14 protein-coding genes are annotated in these 12,814 nt (G+C 35.9%); 10 read left to right on the top strand and 4 right to left on the bottom strand.

What is annotated here, in order from left to right:
* Window positions 1–21: 21 nt before the first annotated feature.
* Entirely contained in the window at window positions 22–651 is a 630-nt protein-coding gene (locus tag GGR42_RS06320; protein ID WP_167962003.1) for a response regulator, read from the bottom strand.
* Window positions 652–820: 169 nt separating this feature from the next.
* The gene (gene nadE, locus GGR42_RS06315; protein WP_167962001.1) at window positions 821–1,609 is read right to left on the bottom strand and encodes an NAD(+) synthase; all 789 of its coding nucleotides are present in this window, start codon (window positions 1,607–1,609) and stop codon (window positions 821–823) included.
* 92 nt (window positions 1,610–1,701) lie between these two features.
* On the opposite strand from nadE, the gene gldB reads away from it, so the two are divergent.
* Genes gldB through GGR42_RS06300 form a run of 3 tightly spaced genes read left to right on the top strand, consistent with a single transcriptional unit; the run spans window position 1,702 to window position 3,420 of the window.
* Window positions 1,702–2,667, top strand: coding sequence for a gliding motility lipoprotein GldB (gene gldB, locus GGR42_RS06310; protein ID WP_167964390.1), 966 nt, complete (start codon window positions 1,702–1,704; stop codon window positions 2,665–2,667).
* A complete protein-coding gene (gldC, locus tag GGR42_RS06305) occupies window positions 2,668–3,003 on the top strand; it encodes a gliding motility protein GldC (RefSeq protein WP_167961999.1) in 336 nt (111 codons plus the stop codon).
* A gap of 3 nt (window positions 3,004–3,006) precedes the next feature.
* The gene (locus GGR42_RS06300; RefSeq protein ID WP_167961997.1) at window positions 3,007–3,420 is read left to right on the top strand and encodes a GTPase; all 414 of its coding nucleotides are present in this window, start codon (window positions 3,007–3,009) and stop codon (window positions 3,418–3,420) included.
* 1 nt (window position 3,421) lies between these two features.
* Here the strand turns inward: GGR42_RS06300 and yihA are convergent, their stop codons facing one another.
* Both yihA and GGR42_RS06290 read right to left on the bottom strand, forming a co-directional pair.
* Window positions 3,422–4,039 carry a ribosome biogenesis GTP-binding protein YihA/YsxC gene (gene yihA, locus GGR42_RS06295; RefSeq protein ID WP_167961995.1) on the bottom strand — a complete coding sequence of 206 codons (618 nt, stop codon included), beginning with the start codon at window positions 4,037–4,039 and terminating at the stop codon, window positions 3,422–3,424.
* Window positions 4,040–4,053: 14 nt separating this feature from the next.
* Window positions 4,054–4,818, bottom strand: a complete 765-nt coding sequence (locus tag GGR42_RS06290; protein WP_167961993.1) for an alpha/beta fold hydrolase — start codon at window positions 4,816–4,818, stop codon at window positions 4,054–4,056.
* 277 nt (window positions 4,819–5,095) lie between these two features.
* Here GGR42_RS06290 and GGR42_RS06285 point away from each other — a divergent pair, with 277 nt between their 5' ends.
* Genes GGR42_RS06285 through murD form a run of 7 tightly spaced genes read left to right on the top strand, consistent with a single transcriptional unit; the run spans window position 5,096 to window position 12,814 of the window.
* Window positions 5,096–5,569, top strand: coding sequence for a division/cell wall cluster transcriptional repressor MraZ (locus GGR42_RS06285; RefSeq protein ID WP_167961991.1), 474 nt, complete (start codon window positions 5,096–5,098; stop codon window positions 5,567–5,569).
* Window positions 5,556–6,452, top strand: a complete 897-nt coding sequence (rsmH, locus tag GGR42_RS06280; RefSeq protein ID WP_167961989.1) for a 16S rRNA (cytosine(1402)-N(4))-methyltransferase RsmH — start codon at window positions 5,556–5,558, stop codon at window positions 6,450–6,452. The genes GGR42_RS06285 and rsmH overlap by 14 nt, the downstream gene beginning before the upstream one ends.
* A gap of 3 nt (window positions 6,453–6,455) precedes the next feature.
* On the top strand, window positions 6,456–6,773 hold the full coding sequence (locus tag GGR42_RS06275) for an FtsL-like putative cell division protein (protein ID WP_167961987.1): 318 nt from the start codon (window positions 6,456–6,458) through the stop codon (window positions 6,771–6,773).
* Complete coding sequence (locus tag GGR42_RS06270) at window positions 6,773–8,779, top strand: penicillin-binding protein (RefSeq protein ID WP_167961985.1); 2,007 nt, start codon at window positions 6,773–6,775, stop codon at window positions 8,777–8,779. Before GGR42_RS06275 ends, GGR42_RS06270 begins: the two co-directional genes overlap by 1 nt.
* Window positions 8,776–10,239, top strand: coding sequence for a UDP-N-acetylmuramoyl-L-alanyl-D-glutamate--2,6-diaminopimelate ligase (locus tag GGR42_RS06265; protein ID WP_167961983.1), 1,464 nt, complete (start codon window positions 8,776–8,778; stop codon window positions 10,237–10,239). The genes GGR42_RS06270 and GGR42_RS06265 overlap by 4 nt, the downstream gene beginning before the upstream one ends.
* Window positions 10,240–10,258: 19 nt before the next feature.
* Window positions 10,259–11,479, top strand: coding sequence for a phospho-N-acetylmuramoyl-pentapeptide-transferase (mraY, locus tag GGR42_RS06260; protein ID WP_167961981.1), 1,221 nt, complete (start codon window positions 10,259–10,261; stop codon window positions 11,477–11,479).
* Entirely contained in the window at window positions 11,480–12,814 is a 1,335-nt protein-coding gene (gene murD / locus GGR42_RS06255) for a UDP-N-acetylmuramoyl-L-alanine--D-glutamate ligase (RefSeq protein ID WP_167961979.1), read from the top strand.

Raw genomic sequence — 12,814 nt, 5'->3', positions numbered from 1 at the left:
AATCGTTATAGTTTTTATGTCTTAATATAATTCCAAAGCTTTTGCTTGCTGTAGCAAATCCACAAGGTTGTCAACATTAAGTTTTCTCATTAAACGGGCCTTATAGGTACTTACAGTTTTTTCATTAAGGTTTAATCCTTCGGCAACTTCTTTATTACGTTTTCCACTGGCCAGCATTTTCAATACTTCCACTTCTCTTGTGGATAGCTTTCTAAAGAACCTTCTTGGTTTTTGTGTTCCTTCATCAAAGGCCAAACGTTGCGCTAGTTCATTGGTTATAAACATATCCCCATTGCTTACTTTTTTTAACGCACTAATGATATAGTCCAAATCTGCTGTTTTGGAAAGGTATCCATATGCGCCAGCTCTTATAGTGCTTAAAGCATAAACATCCTCAGACTGGCTGCTATAAATCAACACTTTTACGTTAGGATAATCTTGCTTTAATTTTCTAAGAGTTGCTATTCCGTTAATTTCTGGGATATCCATCTCCAAAATAATTACATCTGGAGCGGCAGTTTCCATTGATTTGAACAACTCACTAGTAGTGGAAACATCATTAATTACTTCAAAATTATTTGCAGATTCCAATACCTGTTTAATACCTAAGCGTACAATTGGATGATTATCTGCAATCAATACTTTTATCATGGTCTGGTGGTTTAAAAGACTTATTTACCTTTTTTATTTGTGTAAAAATACTGACATGCAATGTAAGGTTAAAAATCTAATTATCAAGGGTAAAGGTTGAATTTTTTTATTGGAATTAACATATTTTCACTCTTTTTTCGATTTAATTACATGATTATCAGTTGAGACGTTATTTTAAAGTATTTGGAATTTCACAAACAGGTATGGGAATCATTTTATGCTTATTTGCAGAATTAAACCTTTTATAAATTAGAAAAACCTCCTTTTCCCTTCCGGTAAAATCATCACTTGTTTTTCCTTTATCATTCATTTTCATGGCCCATTCCAGTTCTGGATAAGATGCTCCTATTTGGTCTTCATCAGTTCTATCATCGCCCCAAAGACCATCAGTGGGTGGGGCTTTAATTATATCCTCATTTACTCCTAGGAATTTTGCTATTTCATAAACCTCAGACTTCATTAAGTCGGCGATTGGACTTAAATCTACACCGCCATCCCCATATTTGGTATAAAAACCAACTCCAAAATCCTCTACTTTATTTCCTGTGCCGGCCACAAGATATCCTTTAAGAGCGGCAAAATAGTAGAGACTCGTCATCCGCAATCTTGCCCGCGTATTTGCAAGTGACATAAAACGCTCTTCCTCATTATCAACTTTCGGTAAAGTTGCTACTAAACTGTCAAAAACTGGCGTAAGATTTACCATTTGTCTGTTCACATTCTTAAAATTATCCATTAACCAATCGATATGTCGCGAAGCTCTTGATACCTGACTCTCAGCTTGGTGAATGGGCATTTCTAAAACCAAAAGGTCTAAACCAGTTTTGGCACATAATGTTGAGGTCACAGCGGAATCAATTCCGCCAGAAACTCCAATTACAAAACCTTTAATATTTGCATTGGTTGCATAATCCTTTAACCAATTCACTATATAGTCCGTAACTTTTTCTGTGTGCATAGTGGTACTTTATTAGAATGAAATCAATTAACTTTGCCTGTAAAAATAAAGTGTATACGCTTAAAAATAAAATTGATTTCCAATTACTTATTATGTATAAGCCTTTTTTTATAGTTTTCTTGCTTTTTTTGTTTTTAACAAGCTGTAATGATAATGATAAGATAGCTAAAGAGATAGAAAACATATCCTTAAATCTACAAATAAGTCGTTTTGACCGAGAGTTTGCAGAAACTACCCCCGAACAGTTAGCAGATTTAAAGAATAAATACCTATATCTATTTCCCAAACAATACCCTGATAGTGTATGGATATCTAAAATGACGGACACCTTGCAAATAGAATTGTTAAGTGAAGTCAATACTACTTTTGGTGATTTTGAGCAGGAATCTGCTGATTTGGAATTATTGTTTAAACATATTAAATATTATTTTCCTCATTTTGAAACCCCAAAAGTTGTTACTGTAATTTCTGACGTGCAATATCAAAATAGGGTAGTGTTGGCAGATTCCTTGTTATTGATAGGTTTGGATAATTATTTGGGAGGTTCACATAAATTCTATACTGGTATTCAACGGTATATAGCTCAAGGATTGGACAAAGAATATATCATAAGCGATGTAGCGAGTGCTTTTGCCAAAATAGTGGTGAAGCCATCAAAAGACCGCTCTTTTTTATCTCAAATGATATTTTATGGAAAAGAACTTTATTTAAAGGATAAATTGATTCCTTTTAAGACGGATGCCCAGAAAATAGGTTATACGGAAGAGCAATTGGATTGGGCCAAAGCAAATGAAGAACAAACATGGAGATATTTTATAGAGCGAGAGTTGCTATACAGTACGGACAGTAAACTGGGGCCTCGATTTTTGGATCCGGCACCATTTTCCAAGTTTCAATTGGAAATAATTGACAATGAATCCCCAGGAAGAATAGGTCGATATATGGGTTGGCAAATAGTTAGGGCATTCATGGATGATAATGATGTGACCCTTGAACAGTTACTAAATTTACCTGAGGAGGAAATATTTAAAGAATCAAATTATAAACCCACAAAATAAATGGCAGAATTGCATACATCAGAAATTACATTGACGGTAGGCTTGGATGAAAACAGAGTTCCAGAGAAATTAACTTGGTCCGCACAAGATGGTGGTATAGACAATGAGGAAGCTAAAGCTATGTTGTTGTCTGTTTGGGATAGCAAAAATAAAGAGTCCCTCAAGATAGATTTATGGACAAAGGATATGCCTGTTGATGAAATGAAAATTTTCTTTCACCAGACTTTGGTATCTCTTTCCGATACCTTTATGAAAGCAACCCAAGATGAAAAAATGACTGCCACTATGAAGGATTTTTGTGAATATTTTGCTGAGAAGTTGGAGTTGAAAAAATAATTCATGGCAAACAACAAGTTAATTTTTGTTTACAATGCCAATTCTGGAATACATAATGCTATTTTGGATAGTGCCCATAAAATGTTAAGCCCAGAAACCTATGCCTGTAATCTTTGCGATATAACTTATGGAACTATTAAGGAAGATAAGATTTGGAGAAAATATAGGAAGAGCAATAAAAATATGGTTAAGGCTCATAACCCCAAGGGTCTTGAAATGCAGTTTTTACATAAGAACGAATTTATAAAGAAGTTTGACCATCAAGACGATGATCCCTATTCATATCCTATAGTATTTGCAATTATTAATGGGTATATGGAAGTTTTTATACATACTGAAATATTAAATGTTGTAGAAACTTCCGAGGAACTAATAGAACTTATTGAGGTGAAAAAAAAGAGGTTTTTTAAGATATAAATCAATCTTGAACCTGTTTAAAAAAATTTGTGTTTATAGAATCGATATAATCCAGAACTTCTTCTCTTCCAATATTTTTAGATGAGGAAGTAATGAAATGATTTGGAGCTTCTTCCCAAACACCATTTAGTAATTCATTGAGATAGCCATTGGCATGTTGTTCAATTGTTTTGGGTTTAAGTTTATCCGCTTTGGTAAAAATAATGGAAAAAGGAATTTGGTTTTCACCCATCCACTCCATAAATTCCATATCAATTTTTTGCGGTTCGTGCCTAATATCAATCAAAATAAAGGCACATACCAGCTGTTCTCTTTTTAAAAAATAATCCGTAATGTATTTTTGAAATGTTTTTTTCTCTTTTTTGGAGACTTTTGCATACCCATAACCAGGTAAATCAACCAAGAACCAATTGCCGTTAATTTTAAAATGATTGATAAGCTGGGTTTTCCCTGGTCTGCCGGATGTTTTTGCCAATCCTTTTCTTTGCGTAAGCATATTAATTAAAGAAGACTTCCCTACATTGGACCTTCCTATAAACGCATATTCTGGAATGGGTTCATTGGGGCATTTTTCCACACTGGAGTTGCTCATTACAAAGTCGGAAGACTTTATTTTCATCAGAAAAGTATTATTTAGAATTTACGTTCTGTAAGCCAAGCATCCAATAACTCATTAAACTCTTTCGGATGTTCCATCATAGGTGCGTGTCCACATTTTTCAATCCAAAACAAGTCGGAATCCGGTAGAAGTTCATGAAATTCCTTTGCTACATTAGGCGGAGTAACAGAGTCATTCTCGCCCCATATAATACAGGTTGGAGTGTGCATATGCGGCAAATCCTTGGACATGTTATGACGTATGGCACTTTTGGCAATGGACAATGTTTTTACAAGCTTCATTCGGTCGTTAACCGTTGCAAAAACTTCATCAACTATTTCTTTTGTTGCCACTTCGGGATCATAAAAAACATCCTGTGCCTTCTTTTTTATGAACTCATAATCACCTCGCTTGGGATATCCATCACCCATGGCGCTTTCATAAAGGCCAGAACTTCCTGTAATTACTAATGCTTTTACCATTTCAGGATATAGTTTGGTGTGCAATAACCCAATATGGCCACCCAAGGAGTTTCCCAATAGGATAACATCCTTTAAACCTTTATGCTCAATGAATTTCTCTAAAAACTTTGCAAAAAATTTCACATTGGTTTTTAATAACGGCATGTCATAGATGGGTAGTTCAGGAATTAAGACCTTATAGCCTTTTTCTGGAAAATACTCCGTAACTCCTTGAAAATTACTCAATCCCCCCATCAAACCATGTAATATAATAATAGGGGTTCCATCCCCTATTTCTATATATCGGTATTTTCCATCTGTAATAATTTTTTCTTCCATTAAAGGCTAGTTCCGGTCAATTGTGACAAATATATACATTTCCATATAATACCATGCAAAAGTATTGTCAGCACATGTAATCTATACCTCATAAACCATTGATTTTTTTGTGGAAATAGGTCAAATATCAGCCGTGCTTTTCTTCATTAAAGTGGGTTTTAGGCATGCGAAAGTGGAAAAATTTATCAACAAAGTGGTAAATTATGGAGAAAAGTGGAAAAATGTGGTAATAATTTCTATATATTTGAGTTATTAAAGCTAAAGCCATTCATATTCAGTGATTAATCTCATAGGACAATTTAATTGTAAAGCCGATACCAAAGGTAGGATTATGTTGCCAACTGTGCTAAAAAAACAGCTGGCACCTGTGCTTAATGACGGCTTTGTTCTTAAGAGATCAATGTTTCAACGTTGTTTGGAACTACATCCAATGGAGTACTGGAACGATATAAGCAAGCAGTTAAGGGAGCAGAATAGTTTTGATAAAGTAAACAATACTTTTTTTAGGATTTATACGGCTGGTTTGGCACCTGTTGAAATAGATGGTACGGGAAGATTGCAAATCCCAAAAAACTTAGTAGAATTTGCTGGTATCAGTAAAGAAGTGGTTTTGACCTGTTCTGTTGGTTTTATTGAAGTTTGGGACAAGGATGGATATGAAGAAACCATAAATGTGTCAGATGAGGAGGTAGCTAAAATGGCAGAGGAGTCCATGGGAAGTAAGAAGACAGAAGCCGATGAGTTACCATAGTCCAGTATTGCTCAAAGAGACTGTAGATGGTCTAGGCATAAAGCAAAATGGAGTGTACGTGGATGTGACCTTTGGCGGTGGAGGGCATTCTAAAGAAATATTGAAAAGGCTGGGCAATGAAGGCAAGCTATATGCATTTGACCAAGATGAAGATGCGTTGCAAAATGCCTTGAAAGATGAAAGGTTTACCCTGATTAATGAAAATTTTAGGTACATAACTCAGTTTTTAAAGTTCTATGGCATTCGGAAAGTAGATGGAATCCTAGCAGATTTTGGGGTTTCTTCTCATCAATTTGATAAAGCGGAACGTGGTTTTTCCACAAGGTTTGATGCTGATTTGGATATGAGAATGAGTAAAAAAAATAGTGTTTCCGCTTTTCAAGTGGTAAACCAATATTCCTATGATGATTTAAGAAAGGTTTTTTTTGAGTACGGGGATTTAAGAAATGCCAATGCTTTGTCAAAAACAATAGTGGAGTACAGGGAAGAGTCCCCAATAAAGACTACTGAGGAATTAAAAAAGGTGTTGCAAAGGTTTTTGCCAAAGTTTAAAGAGCATAAAATTTTGGCCCAGATATATCAGGCCATTCGTATTGAGGTAAATCAAGAAATTCAGGTAATAAAGGAATTCTTGCTACAGACACCGGATTTAATTAATAAAGGAGGGAGATTGAGCATTTTAAGCTATCACTCCTTGGAAGATAGGTTGGTAAAAAGATTTGTTCGGGAAGGTAAATTTGAGGGAGAGGCTGAGAAAGATTTTTATGGTAATGTTAATGTGCCCTTTAAAAAAGTAGGAGGGTTGGTTACTCCATCAGCTGAAGAAATAAAATTAAATAATAGAGCTCGAAGTGCTAAACTGAGAATAGCTGAAAGAATATAGAAAATGAAAAAAGGACTATTGGACATATTAAAAGGAAAGTTTTTAATAAGTGGAGATGCCCCAAAAAATTGGCTGTTCATTTTTTTCTTTTCCTTTTTGGCAGTGGTGATGATTGCAAGTTCCCATAGTGCAGATAAAAAAGTACATCAAATAGCGGCATTAAATGAAGAGGTGAAAGAATTACGAAGTGAGTTTGTGGATACCCGTGGTGATGTTCAAAGATTAAAATTGGAATCCAAAGTAATGCAAGTTGTGGAGGCAAAGGGTTTGTACCCGTCAGAAACTCCACCAAAAAAAATAAAGGTTAAGGCAATAGAATAGTGGCAGTAACAGAAAAAAAAATATTGACCAGATTATATATAGTGGCAGGATTTCTTTTTGTCTTTGCTTTTGCTGTGGTATTTAAAATGACGAGGATACAAATGGTGGATGGTGATAAGTACAAGAATTTGGCCATGCAGCGTACAGAAAGGATGTTTACCATAGAACCCAATAGGGGTAATCTGTATTCAGATGATGGTAGCCTATTGGCAACTTCGGTATCCAGATATACAATTCGTTTTGATGCTGAAACTGTTAAAGATGTTGATTTTGAGGAAAACATCAGACCGCTTTCCAATGAGCTCTCCAAATTGCTAAGTAAACCGTCTTCTTATTACGAACAAATTTTAAGAAAAGCAAAAGTCAACAAAAATAGATACGCCCTTATTGCTAGAAATCTTGACTATTCTGACTATATAAAAGTGAAAACATTTCCTCTTTTTAAGAAGGGGCCTAATAGAGGGGGTTTTATTGCGGAGCAAAAAATCGTTCGAGAGCATCCTTTGGGAAAAATTGCTGAACGTAGTGTTGGCTATGAACGCGTGGATGAAAATGGATATTATACCAGAGTTGGACTGGAAGGGGCTTTTGGGCAATACTTAAGAGGTGTTGAGGGTAAACGTTTAAAGCAGAAAATTGCTAAAGGACAATGGAAGCCTATTGGGTTGGACAATATTGTGGAACCTAAGGATGGCTATGATGTGGTTTCTACTATTAATATTAATATTCAGGATATTGCACATCACGCTTTGTTGAGGCAATTGGAACATTATAAAGCAGACCATGGTTGTGTCATTGTCATGGAGACTAAAACAGGAGAAGTAAAGGCTATTTCCAATTTAGGAAGAACGGCAGAGGGTAAATATTATGAAAGGCTAAACTATGCGGTAGGAGAATCCCATGAACCCGGCTCAACATTTAAGCTAATGTCCATGGTTGCCGCTTTAGAGGATAAAGTAGTGGATACCAGTACTGTACTTGATACCGAAAAAGGAAGATTTAAGGTGTATGATAGAACTGTAAGAGATTCTAAATGGGGAGGATATGGAGAGATTTCTCTTTCTAAAGCTTTTGAAGTATCCTCTAACACGGCTTTTGCTAAAATGATTCATAATAATTATAAGGAGAACCCAGAAAAGTTTGTGAATAGGCTAATGAATATGGGTCTTCATAAAGAATTGGGAATGCCCATTAAAGGGGAGGGTGCGCCAGTTATAAGATATCCAGGAGATAAGGGATGGTCCGGTATTTCTTTGGCTTGGATGTCCCATGGCTATGAAGTGTCCTTAACCCCATTGCAAACACTTTCTTTTTATAATGCCATTGCCAATGATGGTGAAATGTTAAGACCTCGATTGATTAAAGAGGTCAAGGAATGGAACAAGACCATTCTGAAGTTTGATAAGGAGGTTATCAATTCATCTATTTGTTCCAAAGAAACGGCTGGAAAGGTAAAGCAGTTGCTAAAGAATGTGGTCGAAAAAAAACATGGAACTGGGCATGGATTGTATACTGAAAATTTTTCAATGGCAGGAAAAACAGGCACTACGCAGAAAAACTATGTTTCTAAGGATCCGGATAAGTTAAAATACATTTCATCTTTTGCTGGGTATTTTCCAGCAGACAATCCAAAATATTCTTGCATTGTAGTGATTCATGAGCCCGATAGGGGCGTTGGATATTATGGTGCCGATGTTTCCGGTCCGGTTTTTAAATCAATTGCCCAGAAAATATATACTATTTCTCCAAAGACAGATGAAGTGGAGTTTCTAAAGCCCCAAAACAATGAGTTGGAATTAAAGTATGAGGGATACTATGCGGAAGCTCAAAAAAAGTACAGCACTATGCCCAATGTAAAAGGTATGAGCGGAATGGATGCTGTTTCCATTCTTGAAAATTTAGGATTAAAAGTTGAGGTCAAAGGAAACGGAAAAGTAAAAGAACAATCTATATCCCAGGGAACAGATTTGAATAAGGTTAAAAAAATAGTATTGGAACTATCGTGATGTTGCTTAAAGACATATTATATGGAGTTGGTCTTTCTGCAGTAAGTGGAACTACAAATACAATGGTAAATACCATATGCTTTGATTCTAGAAAAGTAGGAATGGACGATGTCTTTGTGGCTATAAAAGGAACAGTTACAGATGGCCATAAGTACATAGCCAAAACCGTTGATGCAGGAGCCAAGGCCATTGTATGTGAAGAATTGCCCAAAAACATGGTAAATGGTGTTACCTATCTTGAGGTTGATAATGGAGCAAAAGCTTTAGCTATTATGGCTTCAAATTTCTATGGAAATCCATCTAAAAATTTGAAGCTGGTGGCTGTTACCGGTACCAATGGAAAAACTACTGTCAGTAGCCTTTTGTATCAATTGTTCAAAAGGGCTGGGTATAAGGTTGGATTAATTTCCACAATAAAAATTATGGTGGACGATGAACAATATGCTACGTCCCACACTACTCCAGATGCATTGGTTATAAACAAACATTTAAGTTTAATGAATGATGCAGGCGTGGAATTTTGTTTTATGGAGGTGAGCTCGCATGGAATCCACCAAAAAAGAACAGAGGGCTTGGTCTTTGAAGGGGCAATTTTTACAAATCTATCCCATGATCATTTGGATTATCATAAGACCTTTGCTGAGTATAGGGATACCAAGAAAAAATTGTTCGATAATCTTCCAAAAAAGGCGTTTGCCCTTTCCAATATTGATGATAAGAATGGTTTGGTAATGTTGCAAAATACCAAGGCCAAGAAGTATACCTATGCTTTAAAGACCTATGCAGATTATAGGGCAAATATTTTGGAAAATCAGTTTCATGGTCAACTTTTAAAGATTGATGACAATGAATTATGGTCAAAATTAATAGGAGACTTTAATGCCTATAACATGTTGGCAATTTATGCAACGGCTGATTTGTTGGGGTTGGAAAAAATGGAAACACTCCGCCTTCTGAGTGAATTGGAAAATGTGGACGGAAGATTTCAATATTATATATCTAAAGAAAAAATAACGGCAATTGTTGATTATGCCCATACGCCGGATGCGCTTAAAAATGTACTTGATACTATCAATGCATTGAGGACTGGAAATGAAAATGTTATCACCGTAGTGGGGTGTGGTGGTGACAGAGATAAGTCTAAGCGCCCGGTTATGGGTCATATCGCTTCAGAAATGAGCAATAAGACAATTTTCACATCAGATAACCCCCGTACGGAATCTGCAGCCCTGATAATTGAAGAAATGGAAGCAGGTGTAGAGCCCCAAAATATAAAAAAAATACTCTCCATCGAGAATCGCGAACAGGCCATAAAAACAGCCTGTCAATTGGCAGTTGGCAATGATATTATTCTTGTGGCCGGAAAAGGGCATGAGACCTATCAGGAAACAAACGGTGAACGAACGGATTTTGATGATTTTAAGATTGTAAAGGAATTATTGACTAGTTTAAATAAATGACCTTGACAGGTTAGCAATTATGTTATACTACTTATTTGAATATTTGGAAAAACAATATCAGCTGCCAGGAGCTGGACTTTTCCAGTTCTTAACATTTAGGGCCGCCTTGTCTGTGTTATTGTCATTAATAATTGCAACAGTATTTGGAAAAAAAATAATTCTTTTCCTAAGACGTAAACAAATTGGGGAAACAGTTAGAGACCTTGGATTGGAAGGTCAAAAACAAAAAGCAGGGACCCCAACAATGGGGGGTTTAATAATCATCATGGCAACTTTGATTCCGGTGCTTTTATTTGCCAAACTGGATAATGTATATGTGGTTTTATTGATTATTACTACCGTTTGGATGGGTATTATCGGTTTTGTTGATGATTATATAAAAGTGTTTAAAAAGGATAAACAAGGTCTTAAAGGTCGCTTTAAGATTATGGGTCAAGTGGTCTTGGGATTAATGGTTGGCGCAACGCTTTACCTTCATCCGCAGGTGACAATGAAAGAGCAAAGTAAGACTATAATCACACAAGAATTTACCGTGGAAGAAATTCCTGGTCAAGAGGTGAAATCTACAAAAACGACAGTTCCATTTTTTAAGAACAATGAATTTGATTATGCAGATTTAATTTCCTGGGCAGGGGATGGTCTAGAAAAGTATGCCTGGCTGATTTTTATTCCGATAGTAATCATAATTATAACGGCAGTTTCAAATGGAGCCAACTTAACCGATGGCATTGATGGGCTGGCTGCTGGAACATCCGCAATTATAGTTCTTACCCTAGGTATTTTTGCGTGGGTCTCAGGTAACGTTATTTTTTCCGAATATCTCGATATTTTTTACATACCAATGGCCGGGGAATTGGTTGTTTTTATTACGGCTTTTGTTGGAGCATTGGTGGGTTTTCTATGGTACAATGCTTTTCCGGCACAGGTGTTTATGGGAGATACGGGGAGTTTGACAATTGGAGGAATCATTGCGGTCATAGCTATAATTGTTAGAAAAGAATTATTGATACCTGTTTTGTGTGGGATTTTCTTCGCTGAGTCTATTTCTGTGATGCTACAGGTTGGGTATTTTAAGTATACAAAGAAAAAATTAGGTGAAGGGCAGCGTATTTTTTTAATGGCACCACTTCATCACCATTATCAGAAAAAGGGATATCACGAAAGTAAGATAGTTGTACGATTTTGGATTGTTGGAATCCTATTGGCCATTGTGACATTTGTGACATTAAAAGTGAGATAAATGGCTCGGTTGGTAATATTGGGAGGTGGAGAAAGTGGTGTTGGTACAGCTATTTTAGGACGGAACAAAGGATTTGAGGTTTTTGTTTCTGATAAAGGAGAAATAAAAGATAAGTACAAAAAAGTTCTTGAACATTTTGAGATTGATTGGGAGGAACAACAGCATACGGAAGATAGAATATTGAATGCTGATGTTGTTATGAAAAGCCCTGGAATTCCGGACACAGTCCCTTTGGTTCTCAGAATTATTGAGAAAGGAATTCCCGTTATTTCTGAAATAGAGTTTGCATCCAAATATACGGATGCCACTATTATAGGAATTACAGGGAGTAATGGAAAAACCACCACAACTATGTTGACGAACCATATTTTGGAAGAAGGTGGTTTTAATGTAGGTATGGCAGGTAACATTGGTGATAGTTACGCCAAGATGGTGGCAGAAAACAATTTTGATTTCTATGTTTTGGAAATCAGTAGTTTTCAACTGGATGGTATAGTAGATTTTAAGCCCCATATAGCCATTATTACCAACATAACGCCGGACCACTTGGATAGATATGGCTATAAGTTTGAAAACTATATTGAATCCAAATTTTTGATAACAAAAAACCAAGATAACCATGATTATCTTATTTATGATACAGATGATGAGGTGTTGGTAAAATGGTTGGACGAAAACCCTATTCAATCAAAATTGTTGCCTTTTTCTATTGAGAAGGAAGTAGGAGAAGGAGCATGTTTAGTAAACAATGAAATTAGAATTAATATTAAAGGAGAGACTACAATGATGACTACGGACAAATTGGCTTTAGAAGGAAGACATAACCTTAAAAATACGATGGCAGCATCAATGGCGGCTAAATTGGTAGGCATTAGAAAAGAAACCATACGCCAGAGTATTGAAAATTTTCAAGGAGCGCCACATAGGTTGGAGAAAGTTTTAAAAATACATCATGTTCAATATATAAACGATTCTAAAGCAACAAATGTAAATGCGACATATTATGCTTTGGATAGTATGAGTTCTCCTACTGTTTGGATTGTTGGAGGTGTGGATAAGGGCAATAATTATATGGAATTAATGCCATTGGTCCGCGAGAAAGTGAAAGCAATTATTTGTTTAGGCATGGATAATTCCAAAATAGTGGACGTTTTTGGAAATGTGGTGGATTTAATTGTGGAAACCTATGCAATGGAAGAGGCTATAAAAGTTGCATATAAAATAGCAGAAAGAGGGGACACCGTATTGTTGTCACCAGCATGTGCAAGTTTTGACCTCTTTAATAGTTACGAGGACAGAGGGGACCAATTTAAAGAGGCAGTAAAAAGTTTATAA

Source organism: Saonia flava, assembly GCF_011927795.1.
Lineage (GTDB): Bacteria > Bacteroidota > Bacteroidia > Flavobacteriales > Flavobacteriaceae > Saonia > Saonia flava.
This window is presented reverse-complemented; position numbering and strand designations above follow the sequence as displayed.